The following is a 25,885-nucleotide window of genomic DNA, read 5'->3' on the forward strand; positions in this document are numbered from 1 at the left end:
TTGGATTTCAGTTGCAGTGAGGAATGGATCGAGACAATTTCGGTTTCTCAAGAACGGTTATCACGCGGCCTTTCGCGCCGAAACCGACCAGAGGGGAAAAAGCTTTTCCCCTCTGAACTCCCCTCGCTTTTTCAAACAAGTGATCCGCACGCAGGCTATGTTTCAGCAACCACTGTGACAGGCTGGAAATCTTGCCGCTATGCGGTGCCTTCTCTCGGTCCTGAAGCCTTTGGTCTTCAGGCCGCTCCGTTCAGCAAGATTTCTGAATCGCCCGCACGATCTTAAATTCAAAACCATTTGGCCTTTCATATTAAAATCAGTGAGGTTGCGAACTAAAAGCCGGAGGCCGGTTCCAAAATCACGCCGTAACGAGAGGTGAAAAACCGCGATTCTTTTTGCGCGGGTTGTAACCCGAGTGCAGGGCACCGCGCAGCGGCGGGATTTTGCGGCTATCACCTCGCTCGCTGAAACATAGCCTCCAGCGAAGCGCGCAGTTAAAGAGCCCGGGATTCTCAAGGGGTGCGGCGACAGGCGCCCCTTGAGGCCCGTGTGGGTGGCAACCCACGGTTTTGACCTCAGTGTGCCAGAAACTTCTCCAGAAACTGTTTCGTTCTCGCATGTTGCGGATTTGAGAACAGTTCCTTCGCGGGTCCCTGTTCCACTATTTTTCCCTGATCCATAAAAATAGCGCGGTCTGCTACGTCACGGGCAAAACTCATTTCGTGGGTCACTATCACCATAGTGCGACGCTCGAGAGCCAGTGCACGGATGGTGTTGAGAACTTCCCCCACCAGCTCCGGGTCAAGGGCGGAGGTAGGTTCATCAAACAAAATTACTTCAGGGCTCATTGCCAGTGCGCGGGCAATGGCAACGCGTTGCTGCTGACCACCGGAGAGGCGGCGCGGATAGGCATTTTCTTTGCCACTTAACCCGACTTTTTCCAGTAGCTGACGTGCCGTGGCGATGGCTTTTTCTTTCGGCTCGCCCTTCACTATCACCGGCCCTTCAATGATATTTTCCAGCACTGAACGGTGCGGGAACAGATTGAAGTTCTGGAAAACAAACCCTACCTGCTTGCGCAGTTCACGGACGTTATTCTTCTGTTTACTGACAGGCTTACTGGCATCAATTTCGATATTACCGACTTTGATGGTGCCGCCGTCCGGCTCTTCCAGCAGGTTAATGCTGCGTAATAAGGTGGTTTTACCCGAGCCGCTGGGGCCAATGATCGCCACAACTTCCCCGGCATTCACCTGCAAATCAATACCGTGTAACACCGTTTGTCCGTGGAATTTTTTAGTCAGTTGCTTTACGTCAATAGTACTCATGAAGGCTCCTGATCCTGACGGTTAACGCGGTCTTCCAGACGGTTTTGCAGGAAGGATAAAACGGTCGCCAGCACCCAATAAATGACCGATGCCGCCAGATACATGGTGAACACTTCCAGTGTGCGTGAGGTAACCAGTTGTGCCTGCCGGAACAGTTCCGGCACCTGAATAGTCGCCGCCAGCGAGGTATCTTTCACCAGCCCGATGAAACTGTTGCCCAGAGGAGGCAGCGCGGTACGGGCGGCCTGCGGCAAAATCACGCGGCGCAGGGTTTGCCACGGATTCATGCCGATACTGGCTGCCGCTTCCCACTGCCCTTTTTCGATAGACGAAATCGCCGCACGCAGGGTTTCAGAGGTATACGCCGCCGTATTGAGAGAGAGGCCAATCATCGCCGCCGGGATAGGATCCAGCTCAATGCCAAACTGGGGCAGACCGTAGTAAATCATAAACAACTGGGCGATCAGCGGCGTGCCACGGAAAACGGAGACGTAAAAACGCGACAACCATGACAGTGGCCAGAAATGCGAAAGGCGCATCAGCGCCAGCACGAAGCCCAGAATAAGACCGAACACCATCCCGCCCAGACTGAGCTGAAGCGTAAACAGTGTCCCTTTCAATAAAAATGGTGCTGAATCCAGCACCAGTTGAATACTTTCTTGCATCTAAGACCTTTAGATTTTCTGGATCTTTGAGATATTCACCGATGCTCTAAATAAATGAACTTGCATCAAGGCAGCAAGTGCCCAAGTCCCGATGAGCTTACACAGGTAAGTGATTCGGGCGAGCAAGCGCAGCTAACGCCAAGGCAAGTTCAGTTATGACGAGCATTACTTCGTTACATCCGCGCCGAACCATTTCTGTGAGATCTTCGCGAGTGAGCCGTCTTTCTGCATTTCAGCAATCGCTTTGTTGATCGCGGCCAGCAGTTCCGGGTTGTCTTTGCGGATCGCCACGCCCGATTCCAGACGGGAGAAAGGCGCGCCTGCAACCGCTAAGGTATCACCGGTTTTCTTGACCAGATCCAGTGCTGCCAGACGGTCTACCAGAATAGCGTTGATGCGGCCTACGCGCAGATCCTGATATTTAGTCGGGTCATCATCATAAGTACGGATATCCACACCCTGCACGTTCTGACGTAACCATTGCTCGTAGTTACTGCCCAGACCTACACCGACTTTTTTGCCTTTCAGATCTTCAGGCTTAGTGATGGTGCCTTCCTGTCCTTTTTTGGTCAGCGCCTGAATACCGGAAACAGTGTACGGCGTAGAGAAGTCATATTTTTTCTCACGCTCAGGAGAAATGGTCACCTGATTGATCACCACGTCGATACGTTTAGATTCCAGCGAAGCCAGCATGCCGTCCCATTTGGTCGGTTGCAGTTTCGCTTTCACGCCCATGTGCTGCGCCAGCGCATCCGCAAATTCGACTTCAAAACCGGTCAGTTTGCCGTCTTCACCCTGAAAACTGAACGGAGGATAAGTCCCTTCCAGCCCGACGATCAAAGTGCCACGATCTTTAACTTTCTTCAGTAACCCTTCGTCAGCCAATGCATTGCTGACCATGCCTGCGGTCAGCGTGACCGCAACAGCACCCAGAAGCAAACGACGACGCAGTGTAGAAAAACCCATATTCACCTCAGTTATAGTTAGTTATAGAACGCTATATCCCCTACTAATTTGCGCACAGTAGCACCCGCTGCGCCAGTTATCAGGAATATAATTCTATAATCTTAGCTCAAAAAAGCATAAGCGGATTGTAGAGTATTAAACCTGCGGATGATACGCAAACAGTGCCGGTGCGCCGCCGGTGTGAATGAACAGAATCGGGCCTTCTTCCGGGAATAATCCGCGCTCAATACCCTCAAGTAAACCGGCCATCGCTTTGCCGGTATACACCGGATCCAATAACATCGCTTCCTGCTCTGCCAGCAGTTTCACGGCGGCAGTCCCGCCTTCATTTGGCTCACCATAGCGCGGCGCAAAATAGTCGTCCCACAAGATAATTGACGGCGTTTTCTCACCCAGCTGCAATTGTGTTGTCACGTCCCGGGCAATGGCTTCGACTTTCGGACGTTGGGCATCGGCGCTACGTGACACTGTCACGCCAATCAACTGTGTATCCGGCATGAGATGTTGTAAAGCGACCGCCAGACCGGCGTGCGTACCGGCGCTGCCGGATGCCACCACCACGGCACTGAAATCCACAAAACTGGCTGAAGATTGCTCGGCGATTTCCAGCGCACATTTCACATAGCCGAGTGCGCCGAGAGCATTGGAGCCGCCAACCGGCACCACGTACGGACGAAAACCTTGTGCCTCCAGGCGTTCAGCTTGTTCGGCAAGTTGCGCCATCGGATCATGCAGTGCGTCGCACATCACCACTTCCACGTTAAAGAGATCCAGCAGCAGACGGTTGCCGTTGGTCAGATAATTCGCTTCGGTAGTGCCGATCGGGTTTTCCAGCAAGGCAACGCATTTCAGGCCCAGTTTAGCGGCTACGGCGGCGGTCTGGCGTACATGGTTTGACTGAATGGCACCGGCAGTGACCAGCGTATCGGCACCTTCTGCCAGCGCAGCCGCGGTCAGATATTCCAGTTTGCGCAGCTTATTGCCCCCCATCGCCAGCGGTGTAATGTCATCACGTTTGATGTAAATATCGCGGCCGACGTATTCAGAAAGACGATGCAGTTTTTCCAGTGGTGTGGCACTGCACAGTAAATCGAGACGATCGAAGGCTTCCAGCCGGGTTTTAAGCAAAGAAATTTTAGCAGGCACAGTGTTCCCCTGACGCACGGCACAGAGCGGTACGAAGTTGTTATCGTTAAAGTAGGTTAGATTCAGAGACGGGTTATTGAGTCAGTATATAAAGAATTTATAGAAACTGCGGACAGATTCAAGACAAAAAAACAGGCTCCCGGAGGAGCCTGTTTGTGCATTGCGCGTCAGTCTGTCTGAGATCCGATTACGCGGATTTCTGCCAGGCCAGATACTGGTCGTATTTGCGCAGGGCAATACGGTAGTTGTCATGACCCGCCACCGGTAAATCACTGATGATTCGCTGGTGGATACTGTCCCCTGAAAGTTTCTCCAGAGGATAGTTGTTTGCAGAGAGGATTTCATCCAGACGGCGGAGGCGGACAACATACTCGCGCACCGTGCTGTGATTCATCTCAGTCTGCTCAAACAGGTATTGCTTAAACGCCATAATGTCAAAATATGACGAATGGCTGTTACAGCTTATCTCACTGCAAAAACGACACAGCGCGGTCAGTTCCTGCGACAGGTTGTGCCACACGTCATCATCAATAGGCTGGTCCATCTTGGCGATGGCCTCTTTATTGATGATTTGCCCGCGAAACACCAGTGCCATCCTGTCGAGTTCTTTTGCACACTGTGAGCAATGAGTCTGACTGTGTTTAAAATCTTTAAGATAACGGCTTAAAGGCCTTGTTTTGATTCCCGCTGGCATAAATTTATTCCTGATAAGGGATATAAAATGTATAACCGGCCAGGAAAAAGCGGATCAGTGGTCGTTAGCCAGACGGGTTCGCAAACGCTTAATCGCCTGACTGTGGAGCTGGCTTACACGGGATTCCCCGACGTCCAGCACCGCCCCGATCTCTTTTAAATTCAACTCTTCCTGGTAGTAAAGCGTAAGTACCATCTTTTCCCGTTCTGGTAACGCATCGATAGCTTCCATCACCCGGTGGCGTAAATTGCCCTCCAACAGATGATGTAACGGGTTGGCCTCTTCGTGCCCTTCCATCAATGCCTCGGCAGTATCGCCGTGCTCTTCGCGCCATTCGTCATAAGAAAACAACTGGCTACTGTTCGTATCCATTAATATCTGCCGGTACTCCTCGATGGGAATATCCAGCACCTGCGCCACCTCTCCTTCACTCGGCGGTCGCCCTAATTTTTGTTCTGCGCTATGCATCGCCTGAGACACTTCGCGCGCATTACGTCTGACGCTGCGCGGCACCCAGTCGCGGCTACGCAACTCATCAAGCATGGCACCACGAATACGCTGAACGGCATACGTCGTAAATGCCGTCCCCTGCATCGCATCAAAACGCTCAACCGCATTTAACAGGCCGATCCCCCCCGCTTGCAGTAGATCATCAAGCTCTACGCTGGCGGGAAGCCGCACCTGCAAACGCAGGGCTTCATGGCGCACGAGCGGAACATAGCGCTGCCACAAAGAATTTTTGTCTATCACGCCGTCGGCGGTATACAGATCGCTCACTGTCGTAACCTGGCAAATTGAGGGTCAGTATGATTGTGCCAGTGATAACCGCTGTTCAATCGGCTGAATAAGGCCTGAAAAGCACGGTTATTTTGATTATGTCTCGCACATTCTGTTTGCAGACGTCTGCCGGTAACGCGTCAACGATCGATTAAAAAAAGATCACAACCTAAAGATTATCCTAAATTATACCAGTGAATGCGTAGCATTAATCCTTAAGAATGGTAAATTTTGGTTAAAAAAAACCCCGCCGGAGCGAGGTTTGTATGAAAACTAAACCAACAGGTTGAGCACGCTCAGATCATCGTTGCGTTTAAATCTGTCGATATCCTGCGAGAACTTGTCATCCACTTTCCGGTCATGCTGACGGACTGTCGAATAACTGTACATGACGTTGATCAGGTCATCGTCGGTCAGATGCCCTTTTTCGAGCGCGGCGGCGGAAAGCAGCGATTTCATGAAAAAATAATCAACCACGATCAAATAAATTTCTTTCAGCAAGGGTTGCTGCCGTTTCATGCCAAACTGGTCATGATAAAAACGATACTGGAAGAAATTACGCATAATGTAAGGTCGCTGGTTTAACCAGGGAAGCGCAATGTCATCCCAACCTTTTTTCAATTGTGATAAGCCCGAGCTAAGTTGTTCTTCCGTTTTATCAGAACCGAAAAAATGATTCAGACGAATCATGTAATCAAGCAGCATATCTTGCCCGCGCAACCCCTCGGTTTCTAACATGTGCTTTTGCAACCCGAGCAACAATTGCAGCTCCAGAGTTTGCAGCTCTTTCACATTTTGCATCGCCTGCGTGAGCGCACCGGATGCCATCTGCGCCACAATGCTTTCGTACGCGCCTTCCATTTGGCCAATTTTTTCTTCCAGACTGCCGGTGATTTTCTGATAAAAAATAATGAAGTAAATGATCGCGTAGAGGTTCTCCTCAACACGATATTGCGGCTGCATCATCAGATTTGCACAAAAAAGGTTAACCAGCCGCGCCTCCATGTTTACGGCGGATGACGGATTAAAGTTGCTTTTCAATACCGTCGTCGTTTCAAGGTTCATGGCTTGTTCGTTGAACAAAATGTGCCTGACTGACTCCGGACATGACAGGTTCAGACTTTTTAATTCTTCATTCTTATAGGCAGTCTGCGTTCGCGGATAGGAAGAGCAGGTATGGCTTAACGCGTTCGGTCCGGCAACTTTATGTATATAGCAGAGGCTATCCTCAGTGAAGAATGAACAGTTTCCTTCTTCGTTGAATTTGATCAATGCCCACTGTTGAACATTTTTCTTCGTCAGTAACATCTCTTCCCGGGTGATTTTGCGGATGTCAGGAATTTCGCTCTTTAGATATTTATTATAAGTCGCTTTATCGATCGTGATATTCCAGCGTTTGCAGCAATGATCGCGACATGCTGCCCCCACGCAACTGAAACGGGTCACATAGGAAGGTTCACTGACCAGAATTTCTCTCATGTTCGATTCCGAAAAATTAGAAAAGTAATACCCAGTTTAAACAGAAGTTCTACAAGCCCATTAAGTAAAAAGGCGGCCAAATGGCCGCCTTTTGTGAGCATAAAAGCTGAACAGCAATTATTGCAGCAGGGACAGTACTGACTGTGGAACCTGGTTAGCTTTAGACAATACTGAAGTACCAGCCTGTTGCAGGATCTGCGCACGGGACATAGCAGAAACTTCAGTCGCGTAGTCAGCATCCTGAATACGGCTCTGTGCAGAAGACAGGTTAGTCGTGGTGTTGTTCAGGTTAGTGATGGCAGAATCGAAACGGTTCTGAACCGCACCCAGTGAAGAACGGAAGGTATCAACTTTCGCGATAGCGGCGTCGATTGCAGCCAGCGGGTTGTTGCTTGATGCGCCTTTGAACTGAGTAGCAGTAGCGATATCAAAGGTAGCAGTGGCAACAGTTGTTGCAGTTGCGCCCGCGCTGTTTTTCAGAACGTCAGTACCGTTGGTACCCGCCTGGAAGTTTTTACCCTGGATAGTTACGAAACCAGCAGCATTACCGGTTGCATCAGTACCAACCTGCACCAGTGCGCCAGTTTTGCTTGCAGCAGTAACGCCGTTTGCAGAATCGCTGTAAGCAACGTCAGAGGTGTTCAGTGTTACTTTACCGTTAGTTTTGTCAACGGATGCTGCATAGTAGCTGCTGCCGAATTTAACAGCATAAGTATCAGTTGCAGCACCGGTGCTGTCCTGAATGTTAACCAGAGACAGGCTTGAAGCAGCAACAGTTGAACCGGTAGAAGTGGTCAGTGAAGTTGCAGCAGCAGACAGGTCAACAGCTGAAGGCGCTGCAGAAGTGTCACCAACCTGAGTGATAGCATCGCTGGTTTTCAGTGCGTTACCAGATACGGAGAAACCAGACAGACCCAGTGTAGAAGAGTCAATTTTCTGCAGGTCGATGGAGATACTCTGGCCATCGTTAGCGCCAACCTGGATTTTCATGGTCTGGTTAGAAGCCAGTACGTTCACGCCGTTGAACTGAGTCTGACCCGATACACGGTCGATTTCAGACAGACGGGAAGTGATTTCGTCCTGGATTGAGGTCAGGTCAGAAGATGAGTTGGTGCCGTTAGCAGCCTGAACAGACAGCTCACGAATACGTTGTAAGTTGTTGTTGATTTCGCTCAGTGAGCCTTCAGTGGTCTGCGCAACAGAGATACCGTCGTTGGCGTTACGTGAAGCCTGAGTCAGGCCGTTGATGTTAGAAGTGAAGCGGTTAGCAATGGCCTGACCAGCAGCATCATCTTTTGCGCTGTTGATACGCAGACCGGAAGACAGACGCTCGATAGCGGTACCGAGTGCAGACTGGGATTTGTTCAGGTTGTTCTGCGTCATCAGAGACAGCGTGTTGGTATTGATAACTTGAGCCATGAGTGTATTCCTTCAAATCTGGTTAAGGGTTCGGGCTTATTGCCCACGGCGTTCATCACCGTCCAAACTTGTATCGGCGGTACTCCGGTAACCTTTAGAATTATTTCTCAAAAAACCCTGATTTCTTAATTTGAGAATTACCCTTCCTTATACCTCCTATTCACGCCATTACTTTTTGTTGCGATCTATTAAACTTTTTCTCCGTCGTGCCGATAGGGCTTAAAGACTCTTTTATACCTCAGGTCATTGGAGTTGCAGTAAGCGGCGAAGGAGTGAACCCGTTCTCTGATATCAGTCAGGGAGACGGGTGAGCGAATGAAGCGAAAGCGACTGTCAATTCACAAACTCAGGGCAATCAAACTGTAAAGGATAATTATGGCCACTTCAGGCACTATCTCATCGTTAGGCATCGGTTCAGGTTTAAATCTTTCAGATCTGCTGGATAATCTGACGACTGCAGAAAAAACACGTTTGACACCAATTACCAAAGCACAGAGCAGCTACAGTGCTCAACTGACGGCCTATGGTACATTGCAAAGCGCTGTCCAGACCTTTGCTGATGCAGCCACAGCCCTGGCATCACCCGATGCTTATGGTGCGACAACGGCTACCTCAAGTAATACCTCCGCCTTCAACGTCACGACGACGACAGGCGCAGCGGCAGGTAAATATTCGGTTTCTGTTACTCAGCTGGCGGCTTCGCAGGCGTTGATTTCAGCCTCTCAGACCAGCAACACCGCTGCTCTGGGCACCACAACGACGGGGAACTCCCGCACCCTGACCATCAGTCAGGGCGATGGCAGCAAACCGCTGAGCATTAATCTGACCGATGACCAGACTTCACTGACCGGCGTTCGCGATGCGATCAATAAGGCCGGTGGTGGCGTCACAGCCAGCATCGTCAAAGTCTCTGACAGTAATTATAAATTGGTGCTCAGTTCCAATAACACCGGTACCGATTCTGAAATGACGGTGGCCGTAACCGGCGATGACCAGTTAAACAATATCATTGGTTACAATTCATCCACCGCGACCGGTGCGATGACGCAAAAAACAGCGGCAACCAACGCACAGCTGACATTTAACGGAATTGATCTCGAGCGTCAAAGTAACTCCATTAGTGACATCCAGGACGGTATCACCTTAAATCTGACGGATACCACCGCCAGTGCAGCAACACTGACCATTACTAAAAATACCAATACCGCAACGACCGCAATTAATACCTTTGTTACCGCATACAATGCGTTGCAGGATACTTTTGCCAGTCTGACAAAATTCACCGCAACCGCCACGAACTCTGACTCCTCAGACAGCAGCAACGGTGCGTTACTGGGTGACAGTACATTACGTACGATTCAGACCCAGCTGAAGTCAGCGCTCGGTGGTGCTAACGGCACAGGTTCTATCAGCACCCTGGCCAGTATCGGGATTACCACAGACCCCACCACCGGCAAACTGACTGTCGACAGCACTAAACTCAACACCGCGCTGACCACCAACACGGGGGCAGTTCAGGCAATGATGATCGGTGACGGTAAAACCACCGGTGTCATGACCAATATCAGCAAGCTGAATGGGACTTTCCTCAATACCACCACCGGTACTATTGCTAACGCAGAAACCTCAGTGAATAACACGCTGAAAAATCTGACCAAGCAGTACAATGCCGTCAATGACAGCATTACGGCGACAATTGACCGTTATAAAACCCAGTTCACTGCTCTTGATGTGGCGATGACTAAGCTGAACAGTACCAGTACCTATCTGACGCAGCAGTTTGCAACAACCAGCTCCAGTTCATTAGGACAGTAATTATGTATAACGCTAAAGGAACCCAGGCCTACGCACAGGTAGGCCTTGAAAGTGGCGTGATGAGCGCCACCCCGTACCAGCTTGTGACAATGTTATTTGATGGGGCGCGCAGCGCCCTGATCCGCGCCCGTATTTTTATTGAGCAAGGCAGCATTGCCGAAAAAGGCAAATCACTGTCTATGGCCATCAATATTATCGACAGCGGACTGAAAGCCGGATTAAGTCGCGAAAAAGGCGATCCTGAATTAGTGGATAACCTCGACGCACTTTATTCCTATATGGTCCGCCGTTTATTGCATGCAAATTTACACAACGATCAAGAGGCCATCGCTGAGGTGCTGACCCTGCTTGAAAATATCGCCGATGCCTGGCGGCAAATCGGCCCAAACTACCACCCGTCGCAGGACCAATATAATGGATCAACATCAGTATCTGGTTAATGAATATCAACTGATCCTGTCTTTAAGCGAGCAGATGTTGCGGCTGGCGAGAGAAGAGAAGTGGGATGAGCTGGTTGAGCTCGAAGTCAGTTACGTGAAAGCAGTAGAAGCTACTACCAGATTGCCGATGTCAGAACAGACATCGATAATGATTCAGAATGATGTCCGCCGCTATTTGCGCATTATTCTGGATAATGAAACTACGATTAAAACATTATTACAGGCCCGGATGAATAAACTCACCGAGCTGATTGGCCAGTCTTCCCGACAACAACAAGTGAATACGACTTACGGAAAAATTGACCTCCGTTCGATTGCCTTTGGCGATCACCAATAATTATTAATTTTTGTTTATTTGCTTTTTTTTCCAATATTTCTTGTGCAAAAATAAGTTTTCAGAGGCAGAGAGTACCTGGCAACCAGGGCTGGTTCTCTCTGTCTTCTCCCAAAATTACACGCATCAACCGGTAGCCTGTTTGTATTCGCAAAGCGGGAATTTTTTATCAGGCAGCACACCACAGGTTGCCGTCGTCATTTTCGGGCATCATCATCATGGTTCGTAAAATAAAAGTGACTCCAGGGATAGGAACCATTTCTCTGCTTATTCAGCATAGTGAACTTTTTATTCATGATGTTTATATTGATAAGCCACAACTGGTTCTCATTCAGAACGGAAGCCTCTCCATTACGAACCAGAGCCAGCAAGTGACATTGCAGACGGGCGAAATGCTGGTGCTTAACAGCGGGCAAATGCTGAGCATGACTCACCATTTATCCGGAAATGGCCCTTTCAGCTGCGCAATCATGGCATGGGATCATCAATTGCTCAGTGATGCGGGCCTTCATGCGACCGGCTTTAGCCCGCCACTTATTGCTGTTGATACCCTGCAAGTTATTCCGCACATCCCCGGCGCTTTCAAACAAAGTTTTACCGACACTCACTCAGCCATACTCTGGCATCACGGACTGCCCGCACCGATAACCCGTCACCGCATGCTCGAACAGTTACTCTGGTTGTCGCAACTGGGTGTACGTTATTCCATGCAGCACAGTGAAAGCGTGACAGATAACGTACGTGAATTATTAGTCAATAATCTGCATAAGTCATTTACTGCCGCCGAAGTGGCAGAAAAACTGATGATGAATGAAGTGATGCTGCGCAGACGTCTGGCGGGTGAAAATTGTGTACTGCGAAACCTGATGATCGATGTACGCATGACTCACGCGCTGCGTCTGCTGCAATGCACGGATCTGGCAATTTCACATATTGCCCATCAGGTAGGCTATGAAAGTGGCTCGCGTTTTGCCGAGCGTTTCCGCAAGCGTTTCGGGTTCGCGCCAACCGCGATCCGGGGTCATTTACGCCCCCTTTCGACTCCTGCACTTCTCACAACCGACGATATATAACAACTCGCGCCAAACCGACACAACCCAAAACTTTGAGTAACATCACACAATATTTGATTACCAGATGTTAACGGAATATCATACACGCCGTTATTTTCTTTATGTTCAGGGGCTGGTTGTGCACGTTTGGTGGGAAGTGATTAAAACGATTTACTGGGGCGGACTGGGCATTGCAGTATTATTCACTTTGCTGGTGAGCCGCGACACGATAAAAATAAGGCTGTTAACTTCCGGTATTATCGGGTTTACCTGGCCGATGAGCCTGCCGGTCGTCCTTCTCTTTTCTCTGTTCTGAACCCGTCTTCGCTACAGACACGTTAGTGTAAAGAACCCGGCCTGCAGACCGGGTTCTGATAACAGCATTGCAAGGGTTATTTGCGGGTCTGCACCCAAAATCCGTGGATCAAACCCGGCAGGTAACCACAAAGTGTCAGAATGATGTTCAGCAGAAATGCACCACCGAAACCGTTGCCAATCAGCACACCCAATGGCGGCACAAGAATTGTGATCAATACTCTCCAGAATCCCATCTTATTCTCCCTTTGTTTATCATTGCTTTGTTTATCATAAAGAATGGTAGCGCATGAAAAATGAAACGGGCATCAGATGAAACCTAATTGATCAGTGCCAGCATGATTTCCACCTCCTGCCGTGTTTTTTCCAGCATTTCGCTATCGCCGTTGCGACGTTCTGCATCCGACACCTGGTGGATCTGGCGCATTTGCCATCTCACCTGATTCTTTTGTTCTGCTGTCATACTGCGGCACATCACAATAATAAAGTTTCGCAGCATCATTTGTTGCATGGCAGTTTCTTCAGCGTGCTTATTGACCGACATGACCAAATCTATAACATGTTTTTCTGCCATTGCAGATCCCGGTGGGGGTATAGTCAGGCCAAACTAACATGGTCTGGTAACCGCTGATGGCGACAGATGATGTGTTTAACGCCGCTATTTCTGCGCATAGAATTTACCCGGATCTCCCGATTATGTTTTCCATCGATCAAGTATTTAAGCGCCTGTCCGCTTCACCTTTTCGTCAGCGTTTCCATCTCGGCGTAAAAGAGTACCGGTATTGTCAGGATAAAGGGCCGGAAACGGTCAGCCGGCATGCGGCGGATTTTATGGCTAAGCGTCTTGCTCCGGCGGAGCCGGAACATGACGGTAAACAAACGCCGATGCGCGGTCACCCGGTGTTTATTGCCCAGCATGCGACGGCCACCTGCTGTCGCGGCTGTCTGGAAAAGTGGCATTCCATACCCGCTCATACTGACATGACAGTCGCGCAACAGGAGTATGCCGTAACGGTCATTATGCACTGGCTTCATCAGGAAATGCAGCGCCCTGCTCCGGTGGCTAAGGCGCAAAAGGCTGGCAAAAAAACGTCAGCTAACCCGGATAAGGCACAACAACTGAATTTGTTGTAAGAGGCGCATCACACTCGTTAAAAAATAAAAGGTGATAATCATCACATTTTTTCTGCATTTACAAACTTAACCGCAATCCTACTCTATAATTTTAAAGGAATAAGAATTGTGCGACGGGTTGCCTTCAGCACGCCCTTTGAAGTCTTTCTTTTGCAGTCTTTCGGATGAGCTTTTCCAGGTGAAATGAGTTTTATACTTGTTGTCAGGATAATTGCCCGTATTGGGAAAAGGAGAATGCATGTCTGAGTATCATTATTTACTGGTTGGCGGAAGCCGCAACGGACAACGGCATGTTGATAAACAACATCAGTTTTCGTTGTGCTTTTGGGAAGACGCAGCACAGAACGCAGAACGCGAGTTTTATGGTAAACGTAACGAACGCTACAAAGTTAATCCGGAAAAGGGTGCAGACGGAAACTGGTATCTCGTGGGCTATTGTGGCAACTGTTCGAAGATTAAAGCCGACGAATTAACCACCCAGGCGCTCACCAAGCACGTGAAACCCCTGATGTAATCTTGTTTTTGATAGCCATAAACCCCGCCTTTGACGCGGGGTTTTGTTTTCAGACTCCGGCTGCGTCTCAGGCCGCCACTCCCTGAATGTTTCGGGCAAAAAATGCAACATGCCCTCCTACCCTAAAATGTGCTTCATGATGCCCCAGGCGACCGAGAGGGGCAATACGCACTATCTCACCCTCAAATTCACCATCATGAATACTGGTGATCGCAACATCCAGCTGATAGCTGGCCGGATGTACGCCTACCGGAAACGTGAGCAATTTGATCCTGTCACCGACCTCAAACCGTGTAAGCAGTGGCAAAGGTGCCTGTTCGAACAGATCCTGATCCATATGTGACTCCTTGTTTTCCAGTGGGATTCATTAGAGGATAGAATATGTTGCCGCGTCCTGCAGGATAGCGGCGTGAAGCACTTCTCTCTTTCAACATTTATATCGCGCAAAAGCTGGCACAGATGAATGATGTAGCCCGCAAATGATAAGGATCCCCCGTGCAAAAATTGACGCCACAACAATGCATCATACTGACCGGATTTACCGGCATCCTGCATGGCGAATTTGAGTGGTTTCACCAGGATTTGGAGAAGCGGCTTGACCGGGAAGTTCAGACCTCAGAACTGGGATACCCGGAGTTTATGGCAGAGTGCCGCAGTTTGTACGAAGAAGATTTTAACCGCCTGATGCCGGAGTAAAAAAGAAAGGCCGGGCAAACAACGTTGCCCGGCCTCATGAGTGGATTGTCATTTAAGCTACTGATCACTAAGGTTTCACGATACCGCGAATAAAGTGTTCATTCACCCTGATCACATTACCCGTTTCCACGTTAATGACCTGGTATTGCACGGGTTTAACCTCATCCAGAACAGTGATAACTTCAAACAAACCTGGTGTAAAAGTAAGCGTGACATAAACGCCAACAGGATAGACAGCCATAATTTTATCCTTTCTATCAACCTCTTATAATATACGTCCTTTCCCCCGGCGAGATCATACGCACAGTATTAATCACAGCAGGTTATTTCATTTTATACATTAATCACTTTGGATGAATGTTGCATAAAAGAAATAGAGATCATGTATAAAATGAAGCAGAGACACTTAAAATCAGATAACTCTGACAGACGGCTCAGCAATATAATTAAATTTTACACTCTTCTTACATATCCAGGCTTTTCCCGCCACAGTTCTCCCTGCCAGAGCCTTGTTTTCGGGGTAATTTAAGTTAAGAATATGAATCCATTTTGTTATATCGAGAGCCCGCGTGTGAGTGCCCAGATTTTTGAAACCGATGCGGCACATCCGCATCTGACACGACTGATTGCTGAGCTTGATGCTTATCAATACCCGCTCTACCCGCCGGAATCATTTCAGGGAATTAACATCACTGAGCTTGATGACGGTGAAATCACGTGTTTTATGGCGAGAGTTGATGATGACTGGGCTGGTTGCGCCTGTCTGTTTATCACAAAACACGGTCTCGCAGAAATGAAGCGGGTGTATGTGAACCCGCTGTTTCGCGGTCAGGGTATTGCCTCATTACTGATTGCAGCAATCGAAAAGAAACTGAAAATGTTGGGGCACTATGAACTGTTCCTTGAAACGGGTGTGTTTCAGGAAAAAGCCATCACATTGTATGAAAAACTGGGGTATTGCCGGACAGAGGCGTTTGGTGACTATGCTCTGTGCCCGGATCCACTGAGTGTTTATATGATGAAACCGGTGAGATAACACGGGGGAAAACCGCAGCGATAATAATATATACCTCCATAACGCTGTCCGCTGACAGGGTTATGGAGGTGCAAAAAGCGTTTACATCAGAGCGTTGCTTTTTGTTGCTGCCTGATTGTTAGGCGGAATAACCCATTTTTTAAGTGTGATGATGAAAAAATTTTTACCCTTGGTGATTTTCGCACCACGGTCACCGCACTCCAGTGCAAGTTTGAAAAACTCATCACTGTTGATATTAAAAGCCAGCTCGACTTTTTTCACCATGCCGGAATTAAGCAGATCTTCAGCTTCGTGCAATGATTTGGCCTGAATAACTGACATAACAACCTCGTGATATCGGAACGGAAAAGATTGTGTTAGCCCCCGCAGCTTATTTCACTTTTGTTTCGATATTATGACAGTCTCGTGAATATTCAGATTATTGCCACTACAGCGCACAGAAATCACTCAATTCGTGTCGCCGGTCACATCTATGTCAGACGGAAGCGTAAATCCGGCACCGGCGTGTCCGGCAACTGCGACTGGTTGTTCATTTCAAGCAAGTTAATCTCAATGTTGGTACACATAGCATCCAGCGGCAGATGGTTATTGGCAAGACCAAAAGGCATTTCCAGTTCTTCCGCCAGTGTATCAAGTGACAGAAAACTATAGGAAATAAAGCCTGACACCAGCAATGTCATGTAATGCAGATCCACCACCAGCGCAAACGGCAACAAACTACAGAACAGATATACCGTCCGGTGCAGCAACAGGCCATAAGCAAACGGGATCGGCATGCTGACAATACGTTCACATCCACCGACCACCTGGGAAAGCTGCAGGAGCGTGGAATCCATATGGGTGTAGACAATATCCGACAGATCACCGCTGCGGCGTTGCTCAGCCAGCCATTGTGACAAGCGCAGCTGAATCATATTGGTCGGCGCACGGCGCGATAGAATATCTTCCGCATCTTCCCCCATCAGTCGCCCGAGATCCGCATGAGGATCGCTGTGACGCAACTGATGTTTGAGGCTGTAACAGAAAGCCAATAATAACGTGGTCACGCGCTGCGCCTCTTGCGGACACACCGCCATGACCTGACTTTGCAACGTCCGGCAGGCAATCAGCAGGCCGCCCCATAATTGCCGAGCCTCAATGTAGCGTGAATACGCGACACTGTTACGAAAGCCGAGGAAAATCGCGATAGAGACGCCGAGCAGACTGAAAGGCGCGAGCGTCAGTTTCACACCCAGGGTCTCGTACCAGGGAAGGATCAGAATGGCGGCAAGAGACATCAGTAAGTTGAGGCTCAGACGGAACAGAATGCTGGGCAGAACAGAGCCATGCCAGGCGAATAAACGCCAGAACCAGTGGCGGGGAGGACGGATTATCATTTTGTGCAGATGCTTTATGCAGGTGAAGCGATTTTTTTGGCGATTCTGGCAAATAATTCTGCACATGCAAAGGACAATTTTGTGACATCCGCAACATTTTTTCTGTAATCGGCCTTATTCAATTACACCGACATGTTCATCATATGATGCTTAACTTTTGAATACATAGAAGAACATGTTAGAGCAGGTACAACACAGACGATTAACGCGAGCAAACATTCGAAGCAGGATAGAGAATGTAAGTTCGCGTTAATTTTTTGCCCCATCCATGCCCCATTCACTTTTCACTCACTCTTCAGCATGAAGTTATCCAGGCTGTCATCAAAATCCATGATTCCCTCCTGATTGCCACTCGTCAGTATTAAATACTCCATTCCTCGCCTGAGCGATACCGGTGACCAAGCCAATACCCGTCACCCTGCTCTTTGAGGCGCTGGAAGAAAACTTATGTGCCCGGTTCTATCGAGTCTCTCGTCTCGCCACGATACACAACATCAAAATTAATATCCTTCCCGCCCATAGTAGTTACCACAAAATACTGTTTATGCACACAGTACCAGTATACAGCACCCTAATTTAAGTTGGATCACGAAAAAACTTATAGGGATATCCTTACTGTTAACATATTCTTGTTTTAAGCAAGAAATCGTAGTGATACCGTAAGAAAAAAACCAGCAAATTGTAAGGGTTGAATCTATGCTTAAACAAGAAAATGGCTTGCAATCAACAGATTGGGTAGATTGTGCTAAAGGACTGGGCATTTTATCGGTTATAGCTGGTCATGTTTTTACAGGATTGCCTTCTGAAATAATATACCTTTTCCATATGCCTCTGTTTTTCTTCATAGGGGGATATTTATTCAAACCAAGAGCACCGAAGACGTATTTATTATCAAAGGCAAAAAAATTATTAGTCCCATATGTACTATTCTTGATTTTATTCACAATAGCAATGATATTTTCACGCTTTATAAACGATGATATAAACACACGTATAATTATAAAAATAATAGCCATGAGTATATATGGAGGTGAATATCTTACTGGATGGCTGGGAGTGTTTTGGTTTGTTACAGTGTTTTTTATTAGTCAGCAAATCCTCAATATACTCGTTTTATATATGAAACAAAAAATTATCATAGCAGTTGTTTTCATATCATTATGCATTTCATACCTTATTGGTAAGTTTGTAAACATTCCATTACCTTTGAACATAGGGGTGGTTTTTTATGCTGTTCCTATTATGTATTGTGGATTGATAGCCAGACAATCGAAGAAAAATATCAATGTAATATTCCCTTTGGCAATATCCGCAGTGGGTATATATGTTACAGTCGTTAATCCAGATATAATGAAATTCAATATGAAGTCTTCTGATTATGGATTGCCATTTTTTAGCCTGCTTGTGTCGCTGGGTATCATCACGCTGATATCTCGCGTATCATCTTTCCGATTTTCCCAGAACCCTTTAGTTATTTTCGCAGGAAGAGAATCCATGATGATAATGTACACTCATCAATTTATACACCTTAGCATCGCAGTATTGATTTTTAAGAGTGAGCTTTGGATTTTTCTTTTCACAGCATTGATGTCACTTTTAGTTTCGTATGTAATTAGCAGATTAAAAATCTTAATTTATAAAGAAAATAAATCCGTGGCGTAAAGTGCTCCAGGAAACTGCCTCAGTACGTCGAGGTGGTTTCAGCTTAATACTTCATTTAACTGAGCACACGAAGCAGATAGACGCTATTTTTGGGGTTTCTGTCCCAAACTTGTCCGACTCACAAATTTCGCAAGGAACTACAGACATCTAAATGGTTGTTTTTTGAATGGTACCTACAGGGCTCGAACCTGTGACCTACGGCTTAGAAGTTCTATGAACCGTCCTATGAATCATTAACTTACCGTATGAAACCTCGCTCACACGCCCCATCATGCAAAAAGATGACAAGCGTTGTTAACGCTCGTCATTTCTTATGCGTCCCATCTTTGTCTCATCCCGTCAGCGTAAAGTCATCCAGGCTGTTATCGAACCGGCAATTCTAACTGATCATGTATATTCTGATTGCTGATAAGACCCGCCAGTGATGGAGGGTTGCATTACTGAAGGCTTGACAGTAACGTCGTCTCAGCTTCTTCTAGCGGATTACCTTTAATCGCTGTTCCCAGCAGAGAGTTAAATACTTTAATCGGAGTAACAACTCGTTCAATCACAAAACTCATAAATCCTCACTGATTCAGTAAAATACGGCTTATTTTAAGATCATCAATAACGGCCTTGCTTAACGTAATTGTTATGGTTGTGTATGTAGCGGAAAAAGAGATACTCAGTCCATTACCTGACCTAGATTTTCGTACGCCAATAGAGTTACACAGCCCCCCGGTTCCCGGGGCGGTACCATTATTAAATACAACACCATGACGGTTATCACAAAAAATACAGCGTGTGGTTTTACGCCACAGCATCCAATCAGCTTAATGGCCACCGTATTACTATTCCCATTAAATACAATTCCCTCAAAGCAATGCAGAGGAAGTACACCACTCAACCCTTTAACCGTAAATGCGGCCTGATAGGCTGGTTGAGAGGGATCATCAACTTCTACATCGGACAACCACCCTGCCCCGGAATTGCAAAGAGTTGAATAATCAACGACTGCAAAACCTGTCGGACATTTAGGAAACCGTGAATAGGCGGCATAAGAATCGATGGAATATGAATATGTGACTGGAGATTTTATTGAATTATTCTCCATCCATCAAAATTAGGCTGACATACAGCCAGCCATAGATGTTTTACGTGATCAGGCCGAGATGACCAGGATGATGGGCAAAAACAAAATAGAAGTTATTCTGCGTGAGTATGGGAAAAAGGACATCGAAGATTGCACCTTCGTTTTTAACCCACAAGTCAGCGCCATTAACAGCCGCAGCGGAACCTACTATTCCGTCTCTTCGATTGGTCAGTCATGGAATACCGCTTTGCGCCGGGCAGGTGTCAGGCATCGCAAAGCATACCAATCGAGGCACACATATGCGTGCTGGTCACTTTCGGCAGGGGCTAATCCAAACTTCATAGCCAGCCAAATGGGACACACTTCAGCCCAGATGGTTTACTCAGTGTATGGAACCTGGATGAACGACAATAACGGAGAGCAGATTGCAATGCTCAACCAAAAATTAGGAGACTTTGCCCCATCCATACCCCATAAGAAAACAGGCTGGTATAATTATTCAATTTAATCAATCACCTAACTAACTCACACCGACATGTTCATCACGTCCTGATACGCCGCCACCAGCTTATTTCTCACCTGGACACCCAGTTGTAAAGAAATCGAGGATTTCTGCAGGTCGACCATCACGTCGTTCAGGCTGACGCCGGGAACGCCCATCTCCAGCTTTTCAGATTCCAGTTTTGCATTGTTCTGGGTCTCGCTGATCTTACCTAATGCCGCTTTTAATTCGCTGGCAAAACCGGCTTCTGATGCGGTATCCGTCTTTGGTGCGGCACCGGCCTGGATTGCCGTGGCCTGCATCTGCTGTAAAACACTCTCAATGCCTTGAATTGACATGTTTTCTCCGTTTATCGGGCTGTCGATGAACAAATGGCTTCTTTCATGGAATGACACCCTATCACATCAGTTTTTTCCTAAACGCGGTAATTGAACCTAAAAACCACGGCTTATCGGGCCATTAACTTTGCACTAAGCGGCAAATAATGGCTCACCTAGAAAATAGGCCTGCCTGTACGGAGGGCTGAAAAATGTCACGCTTTAACGATTGCGCACTTGGGAGTCTGTTTTGTTAAGAGACAACATGAACATCACCATTCAACAGCTAAATAGGGATCTTGTATGAGTTCCGCAATAGCCGGCGCAGAAACCCCTCCAAGCGGTTTTACTGCGTTGCTTAATCGCCTGCGCGCCAACCCAAAAGTTCCTATCGCCATCGCAGCTGCCGCTGCCGTGGCTATTGTTGTTGTCATGATGCTGTGGGCCAAACAGCCTACTTATAAGGTGCTCTTCAGCAATCTCGGTGATCAGGATGGCGGTGCCATCGTCACTCAGCTGACCCAAATGAATATTCCTTATCAGTTTTCTGACAACGGCGGTGCGTTGCTGATCCCGGCTGACAAGGTCTATGAAACGCGTCTGAAACTGGCTGCGGCCGGTTTACCTAAAGGCGGCGCGGTCGGTTTTGAATTAATGGATCAGGAAAAATTCGGCATCAGCCAGTTCAGCGAGCAGATCAACTATCAGCGCGCACTGGAAGGTGAACTCTCACGCACAATCGAAACGCTGGGCCCGGTCAGCAGTGCCCGTGTCCATTTGGCTATTCCTAAGCCATCGTTGTTTGTCCGCGAACAAAAAAATCCTTCAGCCTCCGTGACCCTGAATTTACAACCGGGCCGTGCGCTGGATGATGGTCAGATCAACGCCATCGTTTATATGGTATCGAGCAGTGTCTCCGGCTTACCGCCTGCGAACGTTACCGTGGTGGATCAGAGCGGCCATCTGCTGACACAGTCTGATAACAACGGTCGTGACCTGAACGCTTCTCAGCTGAAATACGCCAATGAAGTGGAAGGCCGTCTGCAACGTCGTATTGAATCCATTCTGCAACCTGTGGTCGGCAACGGTAACGTGCATGCGCAAATCACCGCGCAGATTGATTACGCCAGCCGTGAGCAGACAGATGAAAATTATCAGCCAAATGGTTCTCCGGATAAGGCGGCGGTGCGTTCACGCCAGTTAAGCACCAGCGATCAGATTGGCGGTACTTCTGTGGGCGGCGTGCCAGGCGCATTGAGCAACCAGCCAGCTCCGTCAGCCACAGCGCCGGTGACTAACCCACCGGCGGTGAACAATGCCAATGGTACGCAGAATCAGACCGGCAGCACGGCGCAGAATACAGCGGCAAGTGCCAATGCCAACGTGCCGTCTAACCGTCGTCGTGATGAAACGACCAACTATGAAGTCGACCGCACCATCACACATACCCAGCACAGTGCCGGCGCCGTTCAGCGTCTGTCTGCGGCGGTAGTGGTTAACTATCAGGTCGGGCCGGATGGCAAAGCGAAGCCGCTGACCGACGACCAGTTGAAGAAAATTGATGATCTGGTCCGCGAAGCGATGGGCTTCTCCCAGGAACGTGGCGATACGCTGAACGTGGTGAATACGCCGTTCAATCAGACAACCGATGATTCCGGTGATCTGCCGTTCTGGAAACAACAGGCGTTCTTTGATCAGTTACTCAATGCAGGTCGCTGGTTACTGGTGCTGATTGTGGCCTGGCTGCTGTGGCGCAAGATGGTTCGTCCGATGTTGCGCAAACAGCAGGCAGACAAAGAAGCCGCCGCTGCCGCGGCACTCGCAGCCTCTATGCCGCAGCCTGAAGGCAGCAAACCGGTCAAACTCAGCAATGACGAGCTGGAGAAACGTAAACGTTCACAACAGCGTGTCAGTGTCGAAGTACAGACCCAACGTGTTCAGGAGCTGGCCGATAAAGATCCACGTATCGTCGCCCTGGTTATCCGCCAATGGATGAGTACCGAACAACCATGACTATGACCGGAACCGAAAAAAGCGCCATTTTGATGATCACGCTGGGTGAAGACCGCGCGGTGGAGGTGTTCAAACACCTCTCCCCTCGCGAAGTGCAGCAAATCAGCGGCGCGATGGCGAATATTCATCAGATTTCTAACAAACAGCTGGCAGAAGTGCTGAATGAGTTCGAAGACGAATCCGAGCAGTACGCCGCACTGAGTGTCAATACCAGCGAATACCTGCGTTCGGTGCTGACCAAAGCGCTGGGCGAAGAGCGCGCCTCGAGTCTGCTGGAAGACATTCTGGAGTCGCGCGAAACCACCAGCGGCATGGAAACACTGAACTTCATGGAACCGCTGATGGCGGCCGACCTTATCCGCGACGAACATCCGCAGATTATCGCCACCATCCTTGTGCACCTCAAACGTGGCCAGGCTGCCGATATTCTGGCGCTGTTCGACGAACGTCTGCGCAACGACGTGATGCTGCGTATCGCGACCTTCGGCGGCGTCCAGCCAGCGGCGCTGGCCGAACTGACGGAAGTACTGAACAACCTGCTTGATGGTCAGAACCTCAAACGTTCGAAGATGGGCGGTGTTCGTACTGCGGCAGAAATTATCAACCTGATGAAAACTCAGCAGGAAGAAGCGGTTATCGAAGCCGTTCGTGGTTACGACGGCGAGCTGGCGCAGAAAATTATCGACGAGATGTTCCTGTTCGAAAACCTCGTGGATGTGGACGACCGCAGTATTCAGCGCCTGTTGCAGGAAGTCGAAGGCGAATCGTTACTGGTGGCACTGAAAGGGGCGGAACAGCCATTGCGCGACAAATTCCTGCGCAACATGTCGCAACGTGCAGCAGATATCCTGCGCGACGACCTGGCAAACCGTGGACCGATGCGTATGTCTCTGGTCGAGAACGAACAAAAAGCGATTCTGCAGACGGTTCGCCGCCTGGCAGAGTCCGGCGAAATGATGGTTGGCGGCGGCGAGGATTCTTATGTCTGATTCTCCTCATACTGATTCTCCGGAATCTGAAAAGCCGGCAACGGAAACGAAAACTGCAGAAGAACGTCATGCAGAGCGTATCAACGCCCTGCCCTGGCAACGGTGGAAGCCGGGCGATCTCAGAATGCCGGTCTTTACCACGCCCGATGAGCCTTTACTGGCAGATGGCGAAGAAGAACAAGACGACGGACAACCCAAAGTTCAGGTAGACCAGAACGAATTGCTGAATCTTCAGCGTCGCGCTGAACAGCAGGGTTTCCAGCAGGGCCTTGATGCCGGACAGAAACAAGGTTACGCCGCGGGTTTCCAGCAAGGTCAGGAAGCCGGACTGCAACAGGCGTTACAGGAAGGTCAGCAACAGCAGGCGGTGCTGACTGAGCACTGGCAGCACATGGTTTCTGACTTCCAGCAAACGCTGGATGCACTCGACAGTGTTATTGCTTCCCGTCTGATGCAGATGGCGCTGACTGCCGCCAAACAGATTATTGGTCAGGCACCCATATGTGACGGTTCTGCCCTGCTTAATCAGATTCAGCAATTGATCCAGCAGGAACCGATGTTCAAGGGCAAACCGCAACTGCGCGTTAACCCGGCAGACTTCGAACGTGTGGAATTACAACTTGGTGCCAGCCTGAGTATGAACGGCTGGCGACTGCTGGCCGACAGCCAGATCCACAGCGGGGGGTGTAAAGTCAGTGCCGAAGATGGCGACATGGACGCTTCGCTGGCCACCCGCTGGCATGAGCTGTGCCGTCTCGCTGCGCCGGGAGATCTCTGATGACCGCCCGCCTGAGCCGTTTGCTGAAAACGCTGGATGACGCGGAAAAACGTATGGCCCGCACGCCGTCAGTCCGTCGCTATGGTCGTCTGACCCGGGCAACAGGTCTGGTGCTGGAAGCCACCGGATTGCAATTGCCTCTGGGTGCAACCTGTCTGATTGAACGCCATGACGGGCCGGTCGTGCAGGAAGTGGAAAGTGAAGTGGTCGGTTTCAACGGTCAGAGCCTGTTCCTGATGCCGCTGGAAGAAGTGGAAGGCATTTTACCGGGTGCGCGTGTGTATGCCCGTATTGCCGCCGATGGTCAGACCGCAGGCAAACAACTGCCGCTCGGCCCGCAGTTGCTCGGCCGCGTGCTGGATGGCAGCGCCAAACCGCTCGATAGTTTACCGCCGCCGGACACCGGCTATCGCGCCGCTCTTATCACGCCACCGTTCAACCCGCTGCAACGTACGCCGATAACGGATGTACTGGATGTCGGCGTTCGTGCCATTAACGCCCTGCTGACCGTCGGTCGCGGCCAGCGTATGGGGCTTTTCGCCGGTTCCGGTGTGGGTAAATCTGTCCTGCTCGGCATGATGGCGCGTTACACCAAAGCAGACGTCATTGTGGTCGGGCTGATTGGTGAGCGTGGCCGTGAAGTTAAAGATTTTATCGAGAATATTTTGGGCGATGAAGGACGCGCCCGTTCCGTGGTTATCGCGGCACCGGCTGACGTGTCTCCCCTTTTGCGTATGCAGGGTGCCGCTTACGCCACGCGTATCGCTGAAGATTTCCGTGACCGCGGCCAGCACGTATTGCTGATCATGGATTCCCTGACCCGCTATGCCATGGCGCAGCGTGAAATCGCCCTGGCGATAGGTGAGCCCCCGGCCACCAAAGGCTATCCGCCTTCCGTATTTGCAAAACTGCCTGCGCTGGTTGAACGCGCGGGTAACGGTATCAGCGGCGGCGGCTCGATTACCGCCTTCTATACCGTGCTGACCGAGGGGGATGACCAGCAGGATCCGATTGCCGATTCCGCCCGCGCCATTCTTGACGGCCATGTGGTGTTGTCGCGCCGTTTAGCGGAATCCGGCCATTATCCGGCCATTGATATTGAAGCGTCGATCAGCCGTGCGATGACCTCACTTATCGATGACGCGCAGTACGGGCGCGTACGTAATTTCAAACAATTGTTATCCAGTTATCAGCGTAACCGTGACCTGGTCAGCGTCGGCGCCTATGCCGCAGGCAGCGATCCGATGCTCGATCGCGCTATCAAGCTGTATCCGCAGATGGAAAACTTTCTGCAGCAGGACATCATGGAACGCAGCACATATGAAGACGCCTGTCTGGAACTGAACATGTTGCTCCCGGGCTAAAC

Annotated in this window: 30 protein-coding genes and 1 pseudogene; 16 read left to right on the top strand and 15 right to left on the bottom strand. The window is 49.3% G+C overall.

Annotation, left to right across the window (positions count from 1 at the left end; translation table 11 throughout):
• On the top strand, positions 1 to 285 hold the full coding sequence (locus tag EVX52_RS00070) for a hypothetical protein (RefSeq protein WP_129951477.1): 285 nt from the start codon (positions 1 to 3) through the stop codon (positions 283 to 285).
• A 290-nt stretch (positions 286 to 575) separates the two neighbouring features.
• Here the strand turns inward: EVX52_RS00070 and tcyN are convergent, their stop codons facing one another.
• The 8 genes from tcyN to EVX52_RS00110 all read right to left on the bottom strand — a co-directional run bounded on the left by tcyN (position 576) and on the right by EVX52_RS00110 (position 8,474).
• Positions 576 to 1,328 carry an L-cystine ABC transporter ATP-binding protein TcyN gene (gene tcyN / locus EVX52_RS00075; RefSeq protein WP_129951478.1) on the bottom strand — a complete coding sequence of 251 codons (753 nt, stop codon included), beginning with the start codon at positions 1,326 to 1,328 and terminating at the stop codon, positions 576 to 578.
• Positions 1,325 to 1,993 (bottom strand): cystine ABC transporter permease, encoded by a 669-nt coding sequence (gene tcyL, locus EVX52_RS00080; protein ID WP_129951479.1) that lies wholly within the window; start codon positions 1,991 to 1,993, stop codon positions 1,325 to 1,327. Before tcyL ends, tcyN begins: the two co-directional genes overlap by 4 nt.
• Before the next feature lie 165 nt (positions 1,994 to 2,158).
• Positions 2,159 to 2,959 carry a cystine ABC transporter substrate-binding protein gene (tcyJ, locus tag EVX52_RS00085; RefSeq protein ID WP_129951480.1) on the bottom strand — a complete coding sequence of 267 codons (801 nt, stop codon included), beginning with the start codon at positions 2,957 to 2,959 and terminating at the stop codon, positions 2,159 to 2,161.
• Between the two features lie 135 nt (positions 2,960 to 3,094).
• Positions 3,095 to 4,105 (bottom strand): D-cysteine desulfhydrase, encoded by a 1,011-nt coding sequence (locus tag EVX52_RS00090; RefSeq protein WP_129951481.1) that lies wholly within the window; start codon positions 4,103 to 4,105, stop codon positions 3,095 to 3,097.
• A gap of 187 nt (positions 4,106 to 4,292) precedes the next feature.
• Positions 4,293 to 4,799, bottom strand: a complete 507-nt coding sequence (gene fliZ / locus EVX52_RS00095; RefSeq protein WP_129951482.1) for a flagella biosynthesis regulatory protein FliZ — start codon at positions 4,797 to 4,799, stop codon at positions 4,293 to 4,295.
• 54 nt (positions 4,800 to 4,853) lie between these two features.
• Positions 4,854 to 5,576: an RNA polymerase sigma factor FliA gene (locus EVX52_RS00100; RefSeq protein ID WP_129951483.1), complete on the bottom strand. Its 723-nt coding sequence runs from the start codon at positions 5,574 to 5,576 to the stop codon at positions 4,854 to 4,856.
• 273 nt (positions 5,577 to 5,849) lie between these two features.
• A complete protein-coding gene (fliB, locus tag EVX52_RS00105; protein WP_129951484.1) occupies positions 5,850 to 7,055 on the bottom strand; it encodes a flagellin lysine-N-methylase in 1,206 nt (401 codons plus the stop codon).
• A 117-nt stretch (positions 7,056 to 7,172) separates the two neighbouring features.
• Positions 7,173 to 8,474, bottom strand: coding sequence for a FliC/FljB family flagellin (locus tag EVX52_RS00110; protein WP_129951485.1), 1,302 nt, complete (start codon positions 8,472 to 8,474; stop codon positions 7,173 to 7,175).
• A gap of 375 nt (positions 8,475 to 8,849) precedes the next feature.
• Between EVX52_RS00110 and fliD the strand changes: the two genes are divergently transcribed.
• From fliD to EVX52_RS00135, 5 genes are all read left to right on the top strand, one after another.
• On the top strand, positions 8,850 to 10,289 hold the full coding sequence (gene fliD, locus EVX52_RS00115; protein ID WP_129951486.1) for a flagellar filament capping protein FliD: 1,440 nt from the start codon (positions 8,850 to 8,852) through the stop codon (positions 10,287 to 10,289).
• 2 nt (positions 10,290 to 10,291) lie between these two features.
• On the top strand, positions 10,292 to 10,729 hold the full coding sequence (fliS, locus tag EVX52_RS00120; protein WP_129951487.1) for a flagellar export chaperone FliS: 438 nt from the start codon (positions 10,292 to 10,294) through the stop codon (positions 10,727 to 10,729).
• Entirely contained in the window at positions 10,704 to 11,066 is a 363-nt protein-coding gene (fliT, locus tag EVX52_RS00125) for a flagella biosynthesis regulatory protein FliT (RefSeq protein WP_129951488.1), read from the top strand. The genes fliS and fliT overlap by 26 nt, the downstream gene beginning before the upstream one ends.
• A 215-nt stretch (positions 11,067 to 11,281) precedes the next feature.
• Positions 11,282 to 12,136 carry an AraC family transcriptional regulator gene (locus EVX52_RS00130; protein ID WP_129951489.1) on the top strand — a complete coding sequence of 285 codons (855 nt, stop codon included), beginning with the start codon at positions 11,282 to 11,284 and terminating at the stop codon, positions 12,134 to 12,136.
• Positions 12,137 to 12,254: 118 nt separating this feature from the next.
• Positions 12,255 to 12,431 carry a GhoT/OrtT family toxin gene (locus EVX52_RS00135; RefSeq protein ID WP_013575783.1) on the top strand — a complete coding sequence of 59 codons (177 nt, stop codon included), beginning with the start codon at positions 12,255 to 12,257 and terminating at the stop codon, positions 12,429 to 12,431.
• Positions 12,432 to 12,507: 76 nt separating this feature from the next.
• Here the strand turns inward: EVX52_RS00135 and EVX52_RS00140 are convergent, their stop codons facing one another.
• Together EVX52_RS00140 and EVX52_RS00145 are read right to left on the bottom strand one after the other, a co-directional pair.
• A complete protein-coding gene (locus EVX52_RS00140) occupies positions 12,508 to 12,666 on the bottom strand; it encodes a YqaE/Pmp3 family membrane protein (protein ID WP_015690040.1) in 159 nt (52 codons plus the stop codon).
• Positions 12,667 to 12,749: 83 nt separating this feature from the next.
• Positions 12,750 to 13,004, bottom strand: coding sequence for a hypothetical protein (locus tag EVX52_RS00145; protein WP_129951490.1), 255 nt, complete (start codon positions 13,002 to 13,004; stop codon positions 12,750 to 12,752).
• A 122-nt stretch (positions 13,005 to 13,126) separates the two neighbouring features.
• Between EVX52_RS00145 and EVX52_RS00150 the strand changes: the two genes are divergently transcribed.
• A complete protein-coding gene (locus EVX52_RS00150) occupies positions 13,127 to 13,564 on the top strand; it encodes a DUF4186 domain-containing protein (RefSeq protein WP_129990365.1) in 438 nt (145 codons plus the stop codon).
• A 238-nt stretch (positions 13,565 to 13,802) separates the two neighbouring features.
• Positions 13,803 to 14,078, top strand: coding sequence for a hypothetical protein (locus EVX52_RS00155; RefSeq protein ID WP_013575787.1), 276 nt, complete (start codon positions 13,803 to 13,805; stop codon positions 14,076 to 14,078).
• A gap of 67 nt (positions 14,079 to 14,145) precedes the next feature.
• On the opposite strand, the gene EVX52_RS00160 is transcribed toward EVX52_RS00155, so the two are convergent.
• Positions 14,146 to 14,415 carry a hypothetical protein gene (locus EVX52_RS00160; RefSeq protein WP_129951492.1) on the bottom strand — a complete coding sequence of 90 codons (270 nt, stop codon included), beginning with the start codon at positions 14,413 to 14,415 and terminating at the stop codon, positions 14,146 to 14,148.
• Positions 14,416 to 14,573: 158 nt separating this feature from the next.
• Here EVX52_RS00160 and EVX52_RS00165 point away from each other — a divergent pair, with 158 nt between their 5' ends.
• Positions 14,574 to 14,774, top strand: a complete 201-nt coding sequence (locus EVX52_RS00165) for a hypothetical protein (protein WP_129951493.1) — start codon at positions 14,574 to 14,576, stop codon at positions 14,772 to 14,774.
• A gap of 67 nt (positions 14,775 to 14,841) precedes the next feature.
• Here the strand turns inward: EVX52_RS00165 and EVX52_RS25225 are convergent, their stop codons facing one another.
• Complete coding sequence (locus EVX52_RS25225; protein ID WP_165383685.1) at positions 14,842 to 15,015, bottom strand: hypothetical protein; 174 nt, start codon at positions 15,013 to 15,015, stop codon at positions 14,842 to 14,844.
• Positions 15,016 to 15,345: 330 nt separating this feature from the next.
• Between EVX52_RS25225 and EVX52_RS00170 the strand changes: the two genes are divergently transcribed.
• A complete protein-coding gene (locus EVX52_RS00170; protein WP_129951494.1) occupies positions 15,346 to 15,810 on the top strand; it encodes a GNAT family N-acetyltransferase in 465 nt (154 codons plus the stop codon).
• Between the two features lie 81 nt (positions 15,811 to 15,891).
• Here the strand turns inward: EVX52_RS00170 and EVX52_RS00175 are convergent, their stop codons facing one another.
• A complete protein-coding gene (locus EVX52_RS00175; protein ID WP_129951495.1) occupies positions 15,892 to 16,131 on the bottom strand; it encodes a hypothetical protein in 240 nt (79 codons plus the stop codon).
• A gap of 149 nt (positions 16,132 to 16,280) precedes the next feature.
• Entirely contained in the window at positions 16,281 to 17,186 is a 906-nt protein-coding gene (locus EVX52_RS00180; RefSeq protein ID WP_129951496.1) for a bestrophin family protein, read from the bottom strand.
• A 696-nt stretch (positions 17,187 to 17,882) separates the two neighbouring features.
• Here EVX52_RS00180 and EVX52_RS00190 point away from each other — a divergent pair.
• Both EVX52_RS00190 and EVX52_RS00195 read left to right on the top strand, forming a co-directional pair.
• Positions 17,883 to 18,848, top strand: a complete 966-nt coding sequence (locus EVX52_RS00190) for an acyltransferase family protein (protein WP_129990366.1) — start codon at positions 17,883 to 17,885, stop codon at positions 18,846 to 18,848.
• Positions 18,849 to 19,960: 1,112 nt separating this feature from the next.
• Positions 19,961 to 20,428 (top strand): annotated as a pseudogene (locus EVX52_RS00195) (tyrosine-type recombinase/integrase); the annotation flags it as partial.
• 17 nt (positions 20,429 to 20,445) lie between these two features.
• Here the strand turns inward: EVX52_RS00195 and fliE are convergent.
• Positions 20,446 to 20,760, bottom strand: a complete 315-nt coding sequence (gene fliE / locus EVX52_RS00200) for a flagellar hook-basal body complex protein FliE (protein WP_013575795.1) — start codon at positions 20,758 to 20,760, stop codon at positions 20,446 to 20,448.
• A 282-nt stretch (positions 20,761 to 21,042) separates the two neighbouring features.
• On the opposite strand from fliE, the gene fliF reads away from it, so the two are divergent.
• The 4 genes from fliF to fliI are packed head-to-tail and all read left to right on the top strand — an operon-like array spanning position 21,043 to position 25,883.
• The gene (fliF, locus tag EVX52_RS00205; protein ID WP_129990368.1) at positions 21,043 to 22,752 is read left to right on the top strand and encodes a flagellar basal-body MS-ring/collar protein FliF; all 1,710 of its coding nucleotides are present in this window, start codon (positions 21,043 to 21,045) and stop codon (positions 22,750 to 22,752) included.
• Positions 22,749 to 23,741, top strand: coding sequence for a flagellar motor switch protein FliG (gene fliG / locus EVX52_RS00210; RefSeq protein ID WP_101076815.1), 993 nt, complete (start codon positions 22,749 to 22,751; stop codon positions 23,739 to 23,741). The genes fliF and fliG overlap by 4 nt, the downstream gene beginning before the upstream one ends.
• Positions 23,734 to 24,519, top strand: coding sequence for a flagellar assembly protein FliH (gene fliH / locus EVX52_RS00215; protein WP_129951498.1), 786 nt, complete (start codon positions 23,734 to 23,736; stop codon positions 24,517 to 24,519). Before fliG ends, fliH begins: the two co-directional genes overlap by 8 nt.
• A complete protein-coding gene (gene fliI, locus EVX52_RS00220; protein ID WP_047610946.1) occupies positions 24,519 to 25,883 on the top strand; it encodes a flagellar protein export ATPase FliI in 1,365 nt (454 codons plus the stop codon). Before fliH ends, fliI begins: the two co-directional genes overlap by 1 nt.
• The last annotated feature ends 2 nt before the right edge of the window (positions 25,884 to 25,885 follow it).

This window comes from Rahnella sp. CFA14(1/10), from assembly GCF_004195095.1.
Lineage (GTDB): Bacteria > Pseudomonadota > Gammaproteobacteria > Enterobacterales > Enterobacteriaceae > Rahnella > Rahnella perminowiae.